Source organism: Streptomyces sp. NPDC079020 (genome assembly GCF_044542225.1).
Lineage (GTDB): Bacteria > Actinomycetota > Actinomycetes > Streptomycetales > Streptomycetaceae > Streptomyces.
This window is the reverse complement of record NZ_JBITUB010000008.1, coordinates 182,535-201,799: the sequence shown is the minus strand read 5'-3', so window position 1 is coordinate 201,799 and position 19,265 is coordinate 182,535. Positions and strand designations below refer to the sequence as shown.

At 71.8% G+C, this 19,265-nt stretch carries 13 protein-coding genes; 6 read left to right on the top strand and 7 right to left on the bottom strand.

Features of this window, described 5'->3' with window-relative positions; genetic code table 11:
• The first annotated feature begins 42 nt into the window (after positions 1–42).
• The 3 genes from ACIGJO_RS18900 (at position 43) to ACIGJO_RS18890 (ending at position 5,987) form a co-directional block, all read left to right on the top strand.
• Positions 43–3,762, top strand: a complete 3,720-nt coding sequence (locus tag ACIGJO_RS18900; RefSeq protein WP_399959335.1) for an ABC transporter ATP-binding protein — start codon at positions 43–45, stop codon at positions 3,760–3,762.
• Between the two features lie 264 nt (positions 3,763–4,026).
• Positions 4,027–4,398: a hypothetical protein gene (locus ACIGJO_RS18895; protein ID WP_399959733.1), complete on the top strand. Its 372-nt coding sequence runs from the start codon at positions 4,027–4,029 to the stop codon at positions 4,396–4,398.
• Between the two features lie 104 nt (positions 4,399–4,502).
• Positions 4,503–5,987, top strand: a complete 1,485-nt coding sequence (locus ACIGJO_RS18890) for a S28 family serine protease (protein ID WP_399959332.1) — start codon at positions 4,503–4,505, stop codon at positions 5,985–5,987.
• A gap of 51 nt (positions 5,988–6,038) precedes the next feature.
• Here ACIGJO_RS18890 and ACIGJO_RS18885 read toward each other — a convergent pair whose 3' ends face one another.
• The 4 genes from ACIGJO_RS18885 to ACIGJO_RS18870 form a co-directional block, all read right to left on the bottom strand.
• Positions 6,039–6,701 carry a hypothetical protein gene (locus ACIGJO_RS18885; RefSeq protein WP_399959330.1) on the bottom strand — a complete coding sequence of 221 codons (663 nt, stop codon included), beginning with the start codon at positions 6,699–6,701 and terminating at the stop codon, positions 6,039–6,041.
• Positions 6,702–6,974: 273 nt separating this feature from the next.
• Positions 6,975–8,807: a glycoside hydrolase family 3 protein gene (locus ACIGJO_RS18880; protein ID WP_399959328.1), complete on the bottom strand. Its 1,833-nt coding sequence runs from the start codon at positions 8,805–8,807 to the stop codon at positions 6,975–6,977.
• A 393-nt stretch (positions 8,808–9,200) separates the two neighbouring features.
• Entirely contained in the window at positions 9,201–9,989 is a 789-nt protein-coding gene (locus tag ACIGJO_RS18875) for a sugar phosphate isomerase/epimerase family protein (protein WP_399959326.1), read from the bottom strand.
• A gap of 232 nt (positions 9,990–10,221) precedes the next feature.
• Positions 10,222–11,286, bottom strand: a complete 1,065-nt coding sequence (locus ACIGJO_RS18870) for a LacI family DNA-binding transcriptional regulator (RefSeq protein WP_399959324.1) — start codon at positions 11,284–11,286, stop codon at positions 10,222–10,224.
• 132 nt (positions 11,287–11,418) lie between these two features.
• On the opposite strand from ACIGJO_RS18870, the gene ACIGJO_RS18865 reads away from it, so the two are divergent.
• The 3 genes from ACIGJO_RS18865 to ACIGJO_RS18855 all read left to right on the top strand — a co-directional run bounded on the left by ACIGJO_RS18865 (position 11,419) and on the right by ACIGJO_RS18855 (position 14,643).
• On the top strand, positions 11,419–12,570 hold the full coding sequence (locus tag ACIGJO_RS18865) for a Gfo/Idh/MocA family protein (protein ID WP_399959322.1): 1,152 nt from the start codon (positions 11,419–11,421) through the stop codon (positions 12,568–12,570).
• A gap of 94 nt (positions 12,571–12,664) precedes the next feature.
• Positions 12,665–13,813: a dihydrodipicolinate synthase family protein gene (locus tag ACIGJO_RS18860; protein WP_399959320.1), complete on the top strand. Its 1,149-nt coding sequence runs from the start codon at positions 12,665–12,667 to the stop codon at positions 13,811–13,813.
• Positions 13,810–14,643, top strand: coding sequence for a sugar phosphate isomerase/epimerase family protein (locus ACIGJO_RS18855; protein ID WP_399959318.1), 834 nt, complete (start codon positions 13,810–13,812; stop codon positions 14,641–14,643). Before ACIGJO_RS18860 ends, ACIGJO_RS18855 begins: the two co-directional genes overlap by 4 nt.
• Before the next feature lie 247 nt (positions 14,644–14,890).
• On the opposite strand, the gene ACIGJO_RS18850 is transcribed toward ACIGJO_RS18855, so the two are convergent.
• From ACIGJO_RS18850 to ACIGJO_RS18840, 3 genes are all read right to left on the bottom strand, one after another.
• The gene (locus tag ACIGJO_RS18850) at positions 14,891–16,360 is read right to left on the bottom strand and encodes a lyase family protein (protein ID WP_399959316.1); all 1,470 of its coding nucleotides are present in this window, start codon (positions 16,358–16,360) and stop codon (positions 14,891–14,893) included.
• Positions 16,357–18,378, bottom strand: coding sequence for an FAD/NAD(P)-binding protein (locus ACIGJO_RS18845; RefSeq protein ID WP_399959314.1), 2,022 nt, complete (start codon positions 18,376–18,378; stop codon positions 16,357–16,359). The genes ACIGJO_RS18850 and ACIGJO_RS18845 overlap by 4 nt, the downstream gene beginning before the upstream one ends.
• A 76-nt stretch (positions 18,379–18,454) precedes the next feature.
• On the bottom strand, positions 18,455–19,252 hold the full coding sequence (locus ACIGJO_RS18840) for a 2-amino-3,7-dideoxy-D-threo-hept-6-ulosonate synthase (protein ID WP_399959312.1): 798 nt from the start codon (positions 19,250–19,252) through the stop codon (positions 18,455–18,457).
• Between the last annotated feature and the right edge of the window lie 13 nt (positions 19,253–19,265).

Genomic DNA, 19,265 nt, shown 5'->3' with positions numbered 1-19,265 from the left:
TCCGGTAGAGCAGGTGGACATGGGGTCGAATGGGAGGCACCGGTGACGGGCGCAGAGCAACAGGGGTGGGGCCGGCGGCTGACCGGGTACGCGTGGCGGTACCGGCGCAACGTCATGCTGGCACTCGGCTCCTCGCTCGCCGGAATGGCCGTGATGGCGCTCGTCCCGCTGATCACCAAGGTGATCATCGACGACGTCGTCACGGACCACACCCGCTCCCTCACCGTCTGGACCGGGCTTCTCATAGGCGCGGCGGTGCTCGTCTACATCGCCACGTACATCCGCCGCTACTACGGCGGCCGCCTCGCCCTCGACGTCCAGCACGACCTGCGTACGGAGATGTACGCGACGATCACCCGCCTCGACGGGAAACGGCAGGACGAACTGTCCACCGGCCAGGTCGTCGGGCGCGCCACCAGCGACCTGCAGCTGATCCAGGGCCTGCTCTTCATGCTCCCGATGACCATCGGGAACATCCTGCTCTTCCTCCTCTCCCTGGTGATCATGGCGTGGCTGTCGCCGCTGCTGACACTCGTCGCCCTCGCCGTCGCCCCCGCCCTCTGGTTCATCGCCCGCCGCTCCCGGAACCGCCTCTTCCCCGCCACCTGGTACGCCCAGAGCCAGGCCGCCGCCGTCGCCGGAGTCGTCGACGGGGCCGTCTCCGGGGTCCGGGTCGTCAAGGGGTTCGGGCAGGAGGACCAGGAGACCGGCAAGCTCCGCGAGGTCGGACGCAGGCTCTTCGCCGGGCGGCTGCGCACCATCCGGCTGAACTCGCGCTACACCCCCGCCCTCCAGGCCGTGCCCGCGCTCGGCCAGGTCGCGATGCTGGCCCTCGGTGGCTGGCTGGCCACGGAGGGCGAGATCACCCTCGGTACGTTCGTCGCCTTCTCCACCTACCTCGCCCAGCTCATCGGCCCGGTCCGGATGCTCGCCATGGTCCTGACCGTCGGCCAGCAGGCGCGGGCCGGTGTGGAGCGTGTCCTGGAGCTGATCGACACCGAGCCGACGATGCGGGACGGCACGAAGGAGCTGCCGGCCGACGCCCCGGCCAGCGTCGAGTTCGACGACGTGAGCTTCGGCTACGACGAGCGGACCCCCGTCCTCGACGGCTTCTCGCTCACCATCGAGCCCGGCGAGACCGTCGCCCTCGTCGGCTCGTCCGGCAGCGGCAAGTCCACCGTCTCCCTGCTGCTGCCCCGCTTCTACGACGTGACGCACGGCGCCGTCCTGGTCGGCGGCCACGACGTCCGCGAGCTCACCCGGACCTCGCTCCGGTCCGCCATCGGCCTCGTACCGGAGGACAGCTTCCTGTTCTCCGACACCATCCGCGCCAACATCGCCTACGGCTTCCCCGACGCCACCCAGGAGCAGATCGAGCAGGCCGCCCGCGCCGCCCAGGCCGACCGGTTCATCGCACAGCTGCCCCTCGGCTACGACACCAAGGTCGGCGAGCACGGGCTGACCCTCTCCGGCGGCCAGCGCCAGCGCGTCGCGCTCGCCCGCGCCATCCTCACCGACCCCCGGCTGCTGCTCCTCGACGACGCCACCTCCGCCGTCGACGCCCGGGTCGAGCACGAGATCCACGAGGCGCTCAAACAGGTGATGGAGGGCCGCACCACCCTGCTGATCGCCCACCGCCGCTCCACCCTCGGCCTCGCCGACCGCATCGGCGTCCTCGACGGCGGACGGCTCGCCGACATCGGCACGCACGAGGAGCTGGAACAGCGCTCCGCCCTCTACCGGCGGCTGCTCACCGACCCGGACGAGCTGGGCGGCACCTCGCCCGGCCATCTGCCCGTGGACCCCGGTACGGCGCCCGAGGACGACCGCGCGCTCCTGGAGGAGCTGGACGCGGAGTTCGACGCCGAGCGGGGCATCACGCCCGACCTCTGGATACGCAAGGAGGAGACGCCCGCCGCCGGGGCGGCCGGAATGCCCGCCACCCCCGAACTCCTCGCCCAGGTCGACGCGCTGCCGCCCGCCACGGACACCCCCGACATCGACGAGTCACGCGCCGTACAGCCGGAGCGGTCCTACGGGCTGCGCCGTCTGCTGCGCGGCTTCGGCCTTCCGCTGCTGGTCAGCCTGGCGCTCGTCGCCGTCGACGCGGGCATGGGGCTGCTGCTGCCCGTACTGATCCGGCACGGCATCGACGAGGGCGTCAACCGGCTCGCGCTCGGCGCGGTCTGGGCGGCCTCCGGGATCGCCCTGTTCGTCGTACTCGTGCAGTGGGCGGCCCAGATCGGCGAGACCCGGATGACGGGCCGCACCGGCGAGCGGGTGCTCTACTCCCTGCGCCTGAAGATCTTCGCGCAGCTCCAGCGGCTCGGCCTCGACTACTACGAGCGCGAACTGACCGGCAAGATCATGACCCGGATGACGACGGACGTGGACGCGCTGTCCACGTTCCTCCAGACCGGCCTGGTCACCGCGTTCGTCTCGGTGGTCACCTTCTTCGGCATCATGGTCGCCCTGCTCGTCCTCGACATCCAGCTGGCCCTGGTCGTCTTCGCGACGCTGCCGGTGCTGATCATCGGCACGTTCTTCTTCCGCCGCAAGAGCGTCCAGGCCTACGAGCTGGCCCGTGAACGCATCAGCGCGGTCAACAGCGACCTCCAGGAGTCCGTCTCCGGGCTGCGGATCGTGCAGGCGTTCGGCCGGGAGAAGGACGGTGCGCGGCGCTACGCCGACCGCAGCGACCACTACCGCGAGGCCCGGGTGCGCGGCCAGTGGCTGATCTCGATCTACTTCCCGTTCGTCCAGCTGCTGTCCTCGGTCGCCGTGGCCGCCGTGCTGATCGTCGGCGCGGGCCGGGTCGACAACGGCACCCTGACCACCGGCGCCCTGGTCGCGTACCTCCTCTACATCGACCTGTTCTTCGCTCCCGTGCAGCAGCTCTCCCAGGTCTTCGACGGCTACCAGCAGGCCACCGTCTCCCTCGGCCGCATCCAGGAACTGCTCCAGGAGCCCACCTCGACCGCCGACCCCGACGAGCCGATGGACGTGCTGTCGCTGCGCGGCGAGATCGCGTTCGAGGACGTGTCCTTCGCGTACGGCGGTGAGGAAGAGGCCCTGACCGGCATCGACCTGCGCATACCGGCGGGCCAGACGGTCGCCTTCGTCGGGGAGACGGGCGCGGGCAAGTCCACCCTCGTCAAGCTCGTCGCCCGGTTCTACGACCCCACGGCCGGCCGGGTCACCGCCGACGGCACCGATCTGCGCAGGCTCGACATGACCGCCTACCGGCACCGCCTCGGTGTCGTACCGCAGGAGGCCTACCTCTTCGCCGGTACGGTCCGCGACGCCATCGCCTACGGACTGCCCGACGCCACCGACGCGCAGGTGGAGGCGGCGGCCAGGGCGGTCGGCGCGCACGACATGATCGCCACCCTGGACGGCGGCTATCTGCACGAGGTCGCCGAGCGCGGCCGCAACCTCTCGGCCGGCCAGCGCCAGCTCATCGCGCTCGCCCGCGCCGAACTGGTCGACCCGGATGTCCTCCTGCTCGACGAGGCCACCGCGGCCCTGGACCTCGCCACCGAGGCCCTGGTCAACCAGGCCACCGACCGGCTCACCGGCCGCCGCACCACGCTGGTCGTGGCCCACCGGCTGACCACGGCCGCCCGCGCCGACCGGGTCGTGGTGATGGACCACGGCCGGGTCGTCGAGGACGGTACGCACGACGAGCTGCTGGCCAGGGACGGGCAGTACGCCCGGCTGTGGCGCACCTTCATCGGCGAGGACGAACCGGCGGGAGTCTGAGACCGGGGCGGGCCGGGGGCCCGCCGTGGGGGCCGGGCGGACCTCGGGGCCGGGTCCGCTCCGGCGTCCCCCGCGGTGCCGGGCGTCCGAATGGCCCGCACCCGTAACGCGCCGCGTGCAACCTTCGGGCGGCCCCCGGCGTCGTACGCAAGTACGTGCACCTGTCGGGTGTGGACACACATGTTCGATGGGGTGGTGAGACCGCTGAACACGCTGAAGCCGTCACGACGGGCGAACGGGCCGATCCCGGTGTCCGTACGTCCGCTGCTGGGGCGTCTGCTCGTCCTGCCGCTGATCGCCGCCGTGGGCCTGGTGCTCGGTATGCCGACGGCCCCCGCCGCCCACGCCGCCACGTCCTGCACCGGACGCCCGGCGAAGACGGTGGCCTTCGCCACCGGGGAGCTGCGCATCTACAAGAGCCGCGCCTACGCCTGTGCCGTGACCGTCGCCAAGAAGCCGGGCAAGCGGCGGGCGATGAGTGTCTCGCTCCAGCCGCGCGGCGGCCGGGCGGTGTCGGACAGCGGCAAATACACCAAGCTGGCCGGTCCGGTGACGGTCCACGCGCTGAACCGCTGCGTGCGGGCGTCCGGCTCCATCGGGGGAGCGTCGGCCTCCACCGGATGGATCCTCTGCTGACGTTCCGCGGGGACCTCGTGAAGTATGTGGTCAATCGGGTCTGGCGTGGCGCGTGTTGCCCCGGCTAGGTTCACGGCGAATGTCGTGAAACTACGGGAGGGTGCATGCGCAAGGCGCTCAGAGGGTGTCTGTCGCTCGCGGTGCTCATAGGCACAGTGAGTGCGACGGGGGCCTCGGCCGGTGCGGCCACCGCCGCGGAACCGTCCGCGAACCAGGGCAGCATCGCTGCCGGAAGCAGTGAGTCCAGCAGCGAGGACATCAAGGACCGCATCCTGGCCATCCCGGGAATGAGTCTGATCGAGGAGAAGCCGTACCCCGGTTACCGCTTCTTCGTCCTCAACTACACCCAGCCGGTCGACCACCGGCACCCGTCCAAGGGCACGTTCCAGCAGCGCATCACCCTGCTGCACAAGGACACGTCCCGCCCGACGGTCTTCTTCACCAGCGGCTACAACGTCTCGACGAACCCGAGCCGCAGCGAGCCGACGCAGATCATCGACGGCAACCAGGTCTCCCTGGAGTACCGCTTCTTCACCCCGTCGCGCCCGGCGCCCGCCGACTGGTCCAAGCTCGACATCTGGCAGGCCGCCAGCGACCAGCACCGCGTGTTCAAGGCGCTGAAGAAGATCTACAGCAAGAACTGGCTGACCACCGGTGGCTCCAAGGGCGGCATGACCGCCACGTACTTCGAGCGCTTCTACCCGAAGGACATGGACGGTGTCGTGGCGTACGTCGCGCCCAACGACGTGGTCAACAAGGAGGACTCGGCGTACGACCGGTTCCTGGCGAACGTCGGCACCAAGGAGTGCCGCGACAAGCTGAGCGGGGTGCAGCGCGAGGCGCTGATCCGCCGGGCGCCGCTGGAGAAGAAGTTCAAGGAGTACGCCGCCGCCAACAGCCTCACCTTCAACACCGTCGGTTCGCTCGACCGCGCCTACGAGGCCGTCGTCATGGACTACGTCTGGGCGTTCTGGCAGTACAGCCTGGTCGCCGACTGCGTCGACATCCCGGCCGACGCCAAGAACGCCACCGACCAGGCGATCTGGGACTCGATCGACGGCATCTCCGGCTTCTCGGCCTACGCGGACCAGGGCCTGGGGACGTACACGCCGTACTACTACCAGGCGGGCACCCAGCTCGGCTCGCCCGACATCAAGCAGCCGTGGCTCGGCAGCCTGAGCCGCTACGGCTACCAGCCGCCCCGCAACTTCGTACCGCGCTCGATCCCGATGAAGTTCCAGCCGTCGGTGATGCGGGACGTGGACAACTGGGTGAAGCACAACGCCAAGCGGATGATGTACGTCTACGGGCAGAACGACCCGTGGGGTGCGGAGCCCTTCCGCCTCGGCCACGGCGCCCGTGACAGCTACGTCTACACGGTGCCGGGCGGCAACCACGGCGCCAAGGTCTCCGGTCTCGTCGCCGACGAGAAGGCGAAGGCCACGGCCGCCATCCTGCGCTGGGCGGGCGTCGCCCCGGCGGCCGTCGAGGCGGACCCGGCGAAGGCGAAGCCGCTCGCGAAGTTCGACGCGCGGCTCGACCAGCGCAACGGTGAGGTCGAGCGCGGCGAGGGAACCCTCCGCCCGTAGTCCCGGCCGCGTCACGCAGCAGTAGTGGGCTCTGCCCGCCGGCTCCGCACCTCAGAGCCTGCGGGCACAGCCCACGGCCCGCTCGCCTCTCAGAGTGACGAAGAGATCGGTGGTGTCCGGGCAGCTCTCACGCTGCTCCTCGGCCGATGTGACCTCGAACTGCGGTGTCCGGCCGCTCGAACCGTCACAGGCGGTCTCCCGCACGGCGCCCTGGTGCCCGCGCGCATCCGCGCCCCTGTCCCTGCCCCCGGGGGAGTGGCGGACGCAGTCCCCGACGACCGTCAGCGGCCCGCCGCCCTGCCCCGGGTCGCCCGGATGCGGGGATTCCAGATTGCGCATGCAGGCGTAGCCCTTGGTGAGGCGGCTCTGCGCGCCGTCCCCGCTCTCCGAGATGTGCAGGACGAAGTCGGTCGCGGGCGGGCAGGGCGGGCCCGTCCTCGACGCGCCCAGATGCCGTGCCAGCACCCGCGCCAGGGCCTTCTCGCTGCGGCAGGACACCTCGCGCACCTCGGCCCCGCGCGAACTGCAGTCGGCGGGCCCGAGGAACACCACCCCGTACGCCGTCGGCGCGGCGGCGCGCCCGGACGGCCCGGGGCCGCCGACGGAGTCGCGGGGCGGGCGGCAGGCGGTCAGCGAGAACGCGGCGGCTGCCACCGGCACCAGCAGCAGCGCACGTACCATCCGGGCCGTCGGCCACGCTCGTACAACTGGCATGTGAATCCCCCCGATACGTCCGTCGTCCAGACGTACACCCGGCGTGATCCGCCGGAGCGGAAACACGCCGGGTGCCCGGGGCACCGCACCCCGGCCGGGGCGGTGTGCGGTGGTGTGCGGGGGTACACGGTGGTGCGGCGGTCGCACGTGGGTCGCGCGGGCGCGGTCGGCGCGATCAGCGCGTCCAGCGCGTCCGGTACGACCAGTACGTCCAGCGCGTCCGGTACGACCAGCGCGTCCAGCGCGTCCGGATCCCCTTCCGGCGGACGGCCTCTAGTACGACAGCCCGTATCCGACCGGGTACAGCACCTTCGCCGGGTCGTCCGCACGCTGCACCGGGACCGGAAGCCTGCCCTCCGGTTCGGCGCGGCCCGCGATCACCCGGGCCGCCGCCCGCAGTTCGACGTCCGTCCAGGAGTACGCGGCCAGACTCGCGGCGATGCCCGTACCGCCCAGGTGGGCGATGTCGTACGGATTGCGGACCGCGACGGTCACCACCGGCACGCCGGTGGCCACGAGGGCCTTGACCAGGGCGAGTTGGCTGCTGGTCGCCGAGACGTTGTACGTCCCCACGATCACCGCGTCCTTGCCCCGCGCGGCCGCCACGGCCTCGGCGATCTTCGCCGCGTCGGGGGCCGTGCCGGTGGACAGGGCGGTGGCCGTGTACCCCAGCTCGCCGAAGGCCCCGGCGAGTGTGGTGGTCGGCGGGCCGGTCGTGCCGGAGGGCGAGGCCGGGTCGGCGCCGACCACGAGGAGCTTGCGGTGGGAGCGGCGTGAGAGCGGCAGCAGCGAGCCGGGGTTGGTGAGCAGCGTGGTCGTGCGCTCGGCGATCCGGTCGGCGGCGGCCAGGTGCGAGCGGGTGCCGACCGTGCGGTCGACGCCCCGGTGGCTGACGAACGGGTCGCGGAACAGGCCCAGTTTCGTCTTCAGCCGCAGGATGCGCAGGATCGATTCCTCGATGCGGGCCTCGCTGATCTCCCCGCTCTTGACGGCCGCCAGAACGGCGTTCCAGGCCACGTCGAGGTTCGGCGGGTTCAGCAGCTGGTCGACACCCGCCAGGAGCGCGAGGACCGGGACGCGGTCGTCGCCGTACTTCTCCCGTACGCCCTTCATGTCGAGCGCGTCGGTGACCACGACCCCGTCGTAGCCCAGTTCCTCGCGCAGCACGCCGGTGAGGATGGGCCGGGACAGCGTCGCGGGGTCCTGCGCCGGGTCGAGCGCGGGGACCACGATGTGCGCGGTCATGATCGAGTCGATGCCCGCGGCGATCGCGGCCCGGAAGGGCGGGGCGTCCAGCTCGGCCCACTGTTCCCGGGTGTGCTGGATGACCGGCAGACCGCTGTGGCTGTCGGTGCTGGTGTCGCCGTGGCCGGGGAAGTGCTTGGCCGTCGCGGCGATTCCGGCGCCCTGGTAGCCCTTCACCTGCGCCACGGCCATCCCGGCCACCGACTGCGGGTCGGAGCCGAAGGAGCGGACGCCGATCACCGGGTTGGACGGGTTGACGTTCACATCGGCGTTCGGCGCGTAGTTCTGCACGATGCCCAGGGCGGCCAGCTCGTCGCCCGCGATCCGGGCCGCCCGGCGGGTGTCGGCGTGCGAGCCGCCCGCGCCGAGCGCCATCGCGCCCGGCAGCAGTGTGGCGGGCTCGCCGACGCGGCAGACAATGCCGTGTTCCTGGTCGGTGGAGACCAGGAGCGGTACGGAGTTGGGCCCGGCGAGTCCGGCGCGCTGGATGCCGTTGGAGAGTTCGGCGATCTGGTGCGGGTCGCGGGTGTTGTGGGCCCAGACGAAGTAGATGATGCCGCCGACGTGGTACTTGGCGATCAGTTCGGCGGCGGTCCGGACCCCGATCTCCTTGAGGTTCGCGTCGATGTCCGCCTGATCGGGCTCGGTGGCGGAGTGCCCGTACACCCGCATCACGAAGAGCTGGCCGACCTTCTCCTCCAGGCTCATCCGGCTGATGAGCCGCTTGAGCCGGCTGTCGGTGGAGGCACTCGCGGGCTGCGCGGCGGCCGGTACGGCAACGGTGACGGCGCCGGTGGCGGCCGCGGCGGCGGTGGCCGCGGTAGCGGTGAGAAGGGTGCGTCGGGAGGTGCGGTGGTGCACGTGGGCTCCTTCCTGGGACTGAAAGAAACTTCCAAGAAGGTACGGATATATGGAAAGTAACTACCGGTCAAGGGGGCCCGCCCGGCGATCTTCCCCGGGGGGCGACGATTGGGGGCCAAACCGTCACGTGCGCGCACCCGCGGGGGCTCGGACCAGTCCCGCCGCCACCCCGTGCGGTCCGCTCCGGGGGAGGGGGCCGCCGCTCCCGTACGGACGGCAACAGGCGGCTGAGCGCCGCGGGCACGGCCCGTACGCCCCCGGCCCACGGGCTCGTACGCCCCGCCTACCGCCCGTACGCCCCGGCCCACCGCCCGTACGCCGCGCGCCCACGGCTCGTACGCGGCCCGTACGCCGCGCACGCCACCACCGCTCCTGCTGCCGGTACCGCTACCGCTACTGCTTCGGGGCGCCGAGCCTCAGCAGGTGCTCGCGACCCGCGCTCAGCAGCCCGGCCAGGTCCGGCGCGTCGGGGTGCCAGCGCTTCTCGTACTCCCAGCACACCCAGCTGTCCGGGTCCAGCGTGTCCAGGCAGGCGCCCAGCGGCAGCACCCCGGCGCCCAGGCCGATCGGCGCGATGTCCTCGGCCGACGCGATGTCCTTCACCTGGACGTAGCCCAGGTGCGGGGCCAGCACCGCATGGCTCGCGGCCGGCTCCTCGCCCGCCAGCCAGGTGTGCATGATGTCCCAGAGCGCACCGACCTGCGGGTGCCCGACCGTGCCGGCGACCCGGGCCACGGCGGCGCCCGCCCGGTGCGAGTCATGGGTCTCCAGCAGGATGCGCACGCCCATGTCCGCGGCGGCCGGGGCCGCGGCGCCGAGCCTGCGGGCGGCGGTCGCGTCGGCGACGTCGGGGTCCTGGTCGCCGCCGCCCGGGAAGACGCGGACGTTCCTCGCGCCCAGGTCGCGGGCGAGCTTCAGCAGGTCGGACAGTTCGGCCAGAACGGGCTCGTCGTCCCCCTCCGCCGCCACCCGTACGTAACCGGCCAGGGTCAGGATCTCGACCCCGCCCGCCTTGAACTGCTCGACCACATCGGCGCGTTCGAGCAGGGAGAGTCCCGGGTGCACCGGCTCCTCGGGGTGGGTGCGCAGCTCCACCCCCCGGTACCCGTGCTCGTTGGCCAGCCGGACGACCTCGGCTATCGGCATCCCCGGCACTCCGAGGGTCGAGAAAGCGAGCTTCACGTGCGTGTTCCTTCCACATCGGTACGTGCCACCGCCCCGGGCGACGCGAGCGGTGACGCCCACATCATCGGCCCGGGGTGCGACGTACGCCTACCCCCGCCCGGGAGGCCGACGCCCGCCCCCTCCACGTCCGGGGTGCGACGGCAGGGCTGTACGGCGCGTGACGGCATGGCTGCGCGGGCGTGCGACGGCAGGGCTGCGCGGGCGCGGGACAGCGCGGCTTTCGCAGGGCTCACGCCCGGGGCGGCGCCGTCGATCCCCGTACCGTCAGCTCGGCCGCGATCGTCGCGACGCCGCCGGGCGGCGGGGTCTCCTTGCCCATCGCCAGCCGCCCCGCGCGGGCGCCCGCCTCGAACAGCGGCAGCCGTACGGTCGTCAGCGCCGGTGCGGCGTCCACCGAGAACGGCAGGTCGTCGAAGCCCGCCACCGAGACGTCCTCGGGGATGCGCTGACCGCGGTCGCGCACCGCCGCACCCGCACCCAGCGCCACCGTGTCGTTGGCGGCGACAATCGCCGTCACCTCCGGTTCGCGGCGCAGGAGTTCGAGGGTGGCCACGTATCCGGAGCGCCGGTCGTACGGGCCGTGGACGGTGAGCCGGTCCTCGTCGCCCGCCAGCCCCGCCTCACGCATCGCGTCCCGGTGGCCCTCCAGCCGGTGGCGGGTGGTGGTCCGCTCCAGGGGGCCCGCCACATAGCCGATCCGCCGGTGGCCGAGCGAGAGCAGGTGCTCGGTCAGCCGCCGCCCGCCGCCCCGGTTGTCGAAGGCGAGCGCGGCCGCCACGGCGTCGCTGTCCGGCAGCGGGGGCCGCCCGCAGAACACGATCCGGGTGCCCGCGTCGGCGAGCTTCGCCAGCTTCGCGGAGATCGCGGCCTGGTGCGCGGGATTCTCCAGCGCGCCGCCGGTGAGGATGACGGCGGCGGCCCGCTGGCGCTGGAGGAGGGTGAGGTAGGTGAGTTCGCGCTCCGGGGAGCCGCCGGTGTTGCAGACGACGGCCAGTTTCTCGCCGCCCGCCCGGCCCGAGCCGTCGCCGGGGCCGCCGATCTCGGTCTGCGCGGCCCCCGCCATGATCCCGAAGAACGGGTCCGCGATGTCGTTGACCAGGATGCCGACCAGGTCCGAGGTGGCCGCGGCGAGCGAGCTGGCCGGTCCGTTGAGCACGTAGTCCAGATCGTCCACGGCGCGCAGGACCCGCTCCCGCGTCGACGCGGCCACCGGGTAGTTGCCGTTGAGCACGCGCGAGACGGTGGCCGGGGACACCCGGGCGCGGGCCGCCACGTCCGCCAGGGTGACTGTCATCACTGTCCTCCGAGAGGTCACGGGGGGTTACCGAGGAGTTCCGGGCGCGCCCCCTCTTGTCCGGGCCGCTGTCGGCAGGCTAGCGTCATCTCCGATAGAAAGCGCTTGCTACGGCTGTATGGAGGGAACTTCGTGACACGCAGGACAGTGCGCATCGCCATGAACGGCGTCACGGGTCGCATGGGATACCGGCAGCACCTGGTGCGCTCGATCCTCGCGATCCGCGAGCAGGGCGGCCTCGATCTCGGTGACGGCGACGTGCTGTGGCCCGAGCCCGTCCTCGTCGGCCGGAGGGCCCACGCGCTGGAGGAGCTCGCCGCACAGCACGGTCTGACCGAGTGGTCGACGGACCTGGACGCGGTGCTCGCCGACGACACCATCGACATCTACTTCGACGCCCAGGTCACCTCCGCGCGCGTCGACGCGATCAAGAAGGCCATCGCGGCGGGCAAGCACATCTACACCGAGAAGCCCACCGCCACGGATGTCGAGGGTGCCCTGGAGCTGGCCCGGCTGGCCCGTGACGCCGGAATCAAGCACGGTGTCGTCCAGGACAAGATCTTCCTGCCGGGCCTGCTGAAGCTGAAGCGCCTCATCGACGGCGGCTTCTTCGGCGAGATCCTCTCCGTGCGCGGCGAGTTCGGCTACTGGGTGTTCGAGGGCGACTGGCAGGAGGCCCAGCGCCCGTCCTGGAACTACCGCGCCGAGGACGGCGGCGGCATCGTCGTCGACATGTTCCCGCACTGGGAGTACGTGCTCCACGAGCTGTTCGGCCAGGTCACCACGGTCCAGGCGCATGTACAGACACACCTCCCGCAGCGCTGGGACGAGCAGGGCAAGCCCTACGCCGCGACCGCCGACGACGCCGCGTACGGCATCTTCCAGCTGGCGGGCGGCGCCGTGGCCCAGATCAACTCCTCCTGGGCGGTACGGGTCAACCGCGACGAACTGGTCGAGTTCCAGGTCGACGGAACGCACGGCTCCGCCGTCGCCGGACTCCGCAACTGCCGCGTCCAGCACCGCTCGGCCACACCCAAGCCGGTCTGGAACCCGGACCTCCCGGTCACCGAGTCGTTCCGCGACCAGTGGCAGGAAGTCCCCGACAACGCGGTCTTCGACAACGGCTTCAAGGCCCAGTGGGAGCTGTTCCTGCGCCATGTCGCGCTGGACGAGCCGTACACCTGGGACCTGATGGCCGGCGCGCGCGGGGTGCAGCTCGCCGAACTGGGCCTCAAGTCGTCGGCGGAGGGCCGCCGCTTCGACGTCCCGGAGCTGACGCTGTGACGTCCGATGCCGGGTACGCGGGCGCCGGCACGGCGACGCCCGGCCTTCCGTACCCGGAGCCGATGACCCGCCCTCCGCACCCGGAGCTGACCTCATGAGCACCATCCACCTCCCGCAGGGTCCCTACGAACCCCGCGCCACCCCGCTGGACCTGGCCCCGGGCAAGGCCCCGCTCGCCTCCCGTACGGTCTTCTCCGCCGCCCATGTCGTCGCCGATCCCTACGCGGACGTCAGCGCGGACGACCCGGCGGCCGTCGACTGGGACGCCACCCTCGCTTTCCGCCGCCACCTGTGGTCGCACGGCCTGGGCGTCGCCGAGGCGATGGACACCGCTCAGCGCGGCATGGGCCTGGACTGGGCGGGCGCGGCCGAGCTGATCCGCCGCTCCGCCGCCGAGGCGAAGGCCGTCGGCGGCCGTATCGCCTGCGGAGTCGGCACCGACCAGCTCCCGGCCGGCCCGGCCACGCTCGCCGGGGTGCGCGCGGCGTACGAGGAGCAGCTCGCCCTGGTCGAGGAGAGCGGGGCCCAGGCCATCCTGATGGCCTCCCGCGCTCTCGCGGCGGTGGCGAAGGGCCCCGAGGACTACCTGGAGACGTACGCGCATCTGCTGCGCCAGGCCTCGGAACCGGTCGTCCTGCACTGGCTCGGCCCGATGTTCGACCCCGCGCTGGACGGCTACTGGGGCAGCGCGGATCTCGACGCCGCGACCGATACGTTCCTCAAGGTCATCGCCGAACACCCGGACAAGGTGGACGGCATCAAGATGTCCCTGCTGGACGCGGAACGCGAGATCGACGTCCGCCGCCGCCTGCCGGGCGGAGTCCGCTGCTACACCGGCGACGACTTCAACTACCCGGAGCTGATCGCCGGCGACGAACGCGGCTTCAGCCACGCGCTGCTCGGCATCTTCGACCCACTCGGCCCGCTGGCGGCGCACGCCGTACGCGTGCTGGACACCGGCGACACCCAGGGCTTCCGGGATCTGCTCGACCCCACGGTCGAACTGGCCCGGCACCTGTTCCGGGCCCCCACCCGCTTCTACAAGACGGGCGTGGTCTTCCTCGCCTGGCTCGCGGGCCACCAGGACCACTTCACGATGGTCGGCGGCCTCCAGTCCGCCCGCTCGCTGCCGCACCTGGCGAAGGCGTACGAACTGGCCGACCGGCTGGGCCTGTTCCCCGACCCCGAGCTGGCCGCGTCCCGGATGCGGGCCCTGCTCGCGGTCCACGGAGGTTCCCGATGAGCAACGACCTCACCCGCCTCTCCCTCAACCAGGAGACCATCAAGCAGTGGTCCCTGCCCGAGCTGACGGAGGGCTGCGTCAAGGCGGGCATCGACAAGGTCGGCCTGTGGCGCGCCCCGGTCCAGGAGTACGGGGTCGAGCGCGCGGCGAGCCTGCTGAAGGACGCGGGGATCTCCGTGACCAGCCTGTGCCGGGGCGGCTTCTTCACCGCCCTGGACCCGGCCGAGCGGGCCCGCGCCCTGGACGACAACCGGGCGGCGGTCGACGAGGCGGCGGCCCTGTCCACCGACACCCTGGTCCTCGTCTCCGGCGGCCTCCCGCCGGGCAGCCGTGACCTGCACGGCGCCCGTGAGCGCATCGCGGACGCGCTGGCCGAGCTGGGCCCGTACGCGGCCGAGCGCGGTGTACGCCTCGCGATCGAACCGCTGCACCCGATGTTCGCCTCGGACCGCTGCGTGGTCTCCACGCTCGGGCAGGCGCTCGACATCGCGGAACGCTTCCCCGCCGAGCAGGTCGGGGTGGTCGTCGACACGTACCACATCTGGTGGGACGACCAGGCTCCCGCCCAGATCGCACGGGCGGGGCGGGGCGGCCGGATCCACTCCTTCCAGCTCGCGGACTGGATCACCCCGCTTCCGGCGGGCGTTCTGGTGGGCCGTGGCCAACTGGGCGACGGCAGCGTGGACTTCCGCGCCTGGCGCCGTCTGGTCGAGGCGGCGAGCTTCGACGGACCCATCGAGGTGGAGATCTTCAACGAGGGCCTGTGGGCCCGCGACGGAGCCGAAGTCCTCGCCGAAGTGACGGCCCGATACCTGCAACATGCCTGCTGAGAGGCGCGTCGTCGACCCAGAGTAAAGAGATCGCAAAGGGATGCAACCTTTGCGTACCCTGCCGGGTCACACAGGGCGTCGGGACTTCCGGGGAGGGGTCCGGGGGGATCGGGAAGCCCGACGGGAGGGGAAAGCGAGGGGGGTCCGGCCGCGAGGCCGGGCCCCATTCCGTTTTTCCGGGGCGGGGTCCCGCGGGGGAGACCTCGTCTGCCTCAATCCTCCGCCGTGCAGCCGCACGCCCCCACCGTCACAGGTCGGGCGATCGGTGCGGGTCGCGGCCGCGCGGTTCAGCGCCCCCGGCCCCGGCGCTCAATGCGCGGTCGACCAGCCAGTGCGAAGCGCCCAGATATGTGGCGGGGTCGCACAGCGCCTCGATCTCGGCCGTCGAAGGTCTTTCGCCGGGGGGCAGCAGGGCGTTCAGCTCCGTGGACAGGATGGCCGAGAGCGGTCGTCCGGTGCGTGCCGTCTCCCTCGAGCCTTCGGTGAGGAGCTCCCAGGCCGGGGTGCGACCGAGCAAGGGGGTCAGGGCCGCCACGAGCCGCTCACTGGTCGTCCCGCTCGATGCCGACCGCGCGTTGGCCGCCATCCGTTCCGGTTTCGCTTCCAGGCCCGCAGCCAGTTCGATGAGGCTGTGGGTCGCCCCGCCGGTGAGCCGCAGGCATTCACGGAGCATGCTCCACTCGGCCTGCCAGGTGCCACCCGAGCGTTCGTCGTCCGCCGTCAGGCATTGGGTCAGCCCGGCCGCCAGGACGGGCACCTGGAGGGAGACACTGCGGATCATGGCCGCCAGGACGGGGTTGCGCTTGTGGGGCATGGCGGAGGACGCGCCCCGGCCACGCGGGCCCGGTTCCAGGACTTCGCCGATCTCGGTGCGGGACAGTGTGAGCACGTCGACGGCTATCTTGCCGAGGGCCCCGGCGGTAAAGCCGAGGACCGCCGCCAGGTCGGCGACCGGGGTGCGCAGCGCATGCCAGGGGTGGGCCTGACGCGCCAGTCCGGTCTCCTGAGCGAACGCACGCTCAAGGCCTTCGGCGTACTCGGCCGGCTCGCCTCTGGCGTGGGCGGCCCCGCCTGCTGCGGCGTACTCCAGGTATCCCGCCATGGTCCCCGCAGCACCGCCCAGCGACACCGGCAGGCCGTCGGCGAGCACCCTCACCACACGGTGATGGGCGTCCAGGACCAGCCGTCGCCAACCTGCGGCTTTGAGCCCGAAGGTGATGGGCACCGCGTGCAGAGCGAGAGTGCGCCCTGCCATCAGGGTGTCCCGGTGCCGCTCGGCCAGGGTGTGCAACGAGTCCGCGGCAACCAGCAGGTCCTCGCCCATCATCGAGATGGCCCGCCGGGCGATGAGCATCGCACCCGTGTCGAAGATGTCCTGACTGGTCGACCCCCGGTGCACGTACGCGGCGGCGGCGGGATCGCGGGCAGCAACGGCACGCGTGAGCTCGCCGACCAGCGCGACGACAGGGTTGGCATTCTCACGGGCGGCGCGTGCGACGGTACGCAGGTCCACACAATTGCCCCCCGCGACTTCCGCGATGACGTCGGCGGCGTCGCGGGGCACCGTGCCCAGCCGTGCCTGGGCACGGACCAGAGCGACCTCCGCGTCGATCATGGCCCGTAGCCAGGCGGCGTCGGACACCACGGCTTCCACAGGGGTTCCGGCTCGCACCGGGGACAGCAGGCCCGCGTCGAGGAGGTCGGGTTCCCCGGTCATACGATCACCCCCAGTGCGAGAGCGGTGGCTGCGGGCGACCACTCGGTGGGTGCCTGCGCCGCGGCAGGGCACAGGGCGAGCACCGCCCGCGCGACCGCGTCGGAATCTCCCAGGGTGGCCGAGTCGACGCCGGGGCGGGTGCCTGCGGCAGTTGCCCAGTGGACCGACTCGGTCGGCACCCCGTAGGCGAACCGCCGGGGGTGGACTTTCCCATGGGCGTCGACGAGGCGGCAGGGCCGCTCGGTGACGGCCAGTCCGCCCGTCTCGTAGGCTTTGTCCCTCTCGCCCGTGACACGGTACGGCGCCGCCTGGTCGCTGTTGAGGAGGTGCGCGAGCAGCGGGTCCGCGCTCCTGCGCACGTCGGGCTCGGGCAGCCGGGCCTCGATCAGGGTCGTCGAGCGCACCGGTTCGCCCGGCACCGTGTCGGAAACGGCGACGAAGCCCGGGGCCGCGGCGTCGAAGCGCACTTCCGTGCCGGGGCCGAGGACGTCAACGACTCCGGCCTCGATCAGGGCGATCAGCTCCCGGATGCGGGACACGGGCGGGCCGATGGACAGGTAGGCGTTGAGCGGGGAGTACCAGCCCTCCAGTTCGTCCCGGTGCGAGTCCGCCCGAAGTCCGTTGTGGTCGACAGCCAGCCGCACTTCGTTGCGCAGGTCGCGCAGTACGTCGAGAGCCGCCTTGAGCGGTCCGTCCACATTGCCCGCCTCGGCCTCCCGCGCATCGCGCGCCAAGTGGTCCAGCAGCCATGCGCGGAACTCGGCACGGTCGGCGAAGGTGCTCTCTGTGCAGGGGTTTTGCAGACGTTCCCAGTTCCAGCGCTCGATGGGGGCGATGTCGTACGTGTCCAGCAGGGCCGAGGCCTCAGACGCGTGGACAGTGAGGTAGCGGTCGGTGAAGGCGTCTTTCTCCGCGCCCTGCCCGCGGTGTTCCAGGACAGCGGCGTAGTAGACGCTTTCGACCTCTCTGGCGATCAGCGGCCACAGGCCGACGGAGAACCGCAGTCCGGTCGGGGCCTCCTCGCGCATCCGCCGGATCGCTTCCGGGGTGAGCAGCCGCGCGTGGTAGCGGCCCGCGCTGCCCTTCTGGTTCCGGCCGCGCGCGTGGTAGGGGACACCGCGCCGGGAGAAGGCGTACATCGTCGGCTCCTTGCCGGAGGCGATGTAGACCAGCTTGCCGGCACGGTCCTCGTAGCGGCCGCCACGCCCTTCGGAGAGCAGTGCCATGTAATCGAAGAAGTTCAGCCCCAGACCACGCAGCAGGACCGGGCGGCCCGGCTCCACCACGTCGATGTTCGCGTCGGCGGGGTTGCCCGGGGTGAGGTAGGCGAGGCCGTGGATACGGGCGAGCCCGGCGGTCCTGGCCTGTTGCGCCGTCAGGCGTGCGGCCAGATGGCCCTGGGCCAGCACCACCGCGTCCAGGTGCACAAGGCGGTCACCGTGTTCGAGGCGGAGCGCCTGCCGTCCGAAGGGGACCCCGTAGGCGTCGTCCATGGCGACGGCCCGGGTCGGGTGCCGGTGAACCCGGACGTGGCCGGGTGCTCCTGCCACGATACGGTCGTAGCAGGCCCGCAGGTAGTGGCCGTAGAGCACCCGTGTGGGGTAGTCGTCGGGGCCCAGGCCGCGGGCCTCGGCCAGGTCCTCCGCGGTGTACCCGTCGAACTCGCCGAGCAGCGCCAGCGTCCGGGCCCACTCGTAGAGGCTGGGACCCGGTTCGGTCGGTCCCTCGATGTCCACGCTGTGGTCGGTGAAGACGGTGATCTGCGAGGCGACGGTGTTCATCAACAGCAGCCGGGACTGGTCGGTGCGCCACACCCGCCCCGCTCCGGGGAGATAGGGATCCACCAGGTGCACTACCACCTCGGAATGGGACCGCATGGCCCGCTCGTTGGCGCACAGCCGTTCCACTACGGACAGCCCGCGGGGCCCCGCGCCGACGACGCCGATTTCGAAGGGCCGCCTTTCGCCGGTCTCACCCTTTCTTTCCCGCCATTCTGGTGCGGGGAACCTCTCAGGCATTCCGTTACGACCTCCGTCCGCGATATGCGAGCGGCCGACGATGTCGCCGTCGCAGAATTCACTCGGTGCTGCGGCGTCAGCTCTGGGTCATGAGCGCCGGTCGAACGGTGTTGAATTCCGTCTCGAACCCGAGGGACGGGTGGACCACTTCGGCCACGCGGCGGGCGGCCTTTCCGGGGTCGGGGGCCTGGAAAATGTTCCGGCCCATGGCCACGCCCGCGGTCCCGCCCTCCAGCATCCGCGAGACGTTGGCCAGCATGGCGGAGGGGTCCTGCTCGGCGGGGCCGCCGGCCGTGATCACCGGGATGGCGCTCTGGCGTACCACGTCGCTCATCTCCTGCGCGTTGTGCGCCCAGGGGAGTTTGACGATGTCGGCGCCCAGGTCGGTGGCGAGGGATGCGGCGTGCGCCAGCAGGGCGGGGTCTCGCGGATCGGAGATGCGCGGGCCTCGCGGATACATCATGGCCAGGAGCGGGATGCTCCAGGCGGCGCAGGCGTCGGCGACCGCCCCCAGGTCCGCGATCTGCGTGCTCTCCTCGTCGGAGCCCAGGTTCACGTGAACGCTCACCGCGTCGGCGGCCAGCCGGACCGCGGTCTCCACGCTCGCCACCAAGTACTTGGCGTCGGGGTCCCGCGCGTGCATTGTGCTGGCACTCAGATGGACGATGAGCCCGATGCGGGCAAAGCGGCGGGGGTCGACGAACGGCAGCCGCCCCTTATGCAGGACGACCGCGTCGACGCCATTTTCCGACAGCGTTCCTATGAGCGGATCCAACTGATTTCCCGGCAGTATGGGCCCGTCGGCCACCGAGTGGTCCAGCGGCACGACGAACAGTCGGTCGTCACCGTGGCGATGGAGTCGGCATATTCTCATGAGAGCGGCAGAA

Coding starts and splice junctions, on each gene's coding strand:
- ACIGJO_RS18890 (WP_399959332.1), top strand. CDS start 4,503: ATGCGCAAGGCGCTCAGAGGGTGTCTGTCGCTCGCGGTGCTCATAGGC.
- ACIGJO_RS18885 (WP_399959330.1), bottom strand. CDS start 6,701: ATGCCAGTTGTACGAGCGTGGCCGACGGCCCGGATGGTACGTGCGCTG.
- ACIGJO_RS18870 (WP_399959324.1), bottom strand. CDS start 11,286: ATGACAGTCACCCTGGCGGACGTGGCGGCCCGCGCCCGGGTGTCCCCG.
- ACIGJO_RS18860 (WP_399959320.1), top strand. CDS start 12,665: ATGAGCACCATCCACCTCCCGCAGGGTCCCTACGAACCCCGCGCCACC.
- ACIGJO_RS18855 (WP_399959318.1), top strand. CDS start 13,810: ATGAGCAACGACCTCACCCGCCTCTCCCTCAACCAGGAGACCATCAAG.
- ACIGJO_RS18850 (WP_399959316.1), bottom strand. CDS start 16,360: ATGACCGGGGAACCCGACCTCCTCGACGCGGGCCTGCTGTCCCCGGTG.
- ACIGJO_RS18845 (WP_399959314.1), bottom strand. CDS start 18,378: ATGCCTGAGAGGTTCCCCGCACCAGAATGGCGGGAAAGAAAGGGTGAG.
- ACIGJO_RS18840 (WP_399959312.1), bottom strand. CDS start 19,252: ATGAGAATATGCCGACTCCATCGCCACGGTGACGACCGACTGTTCGTC.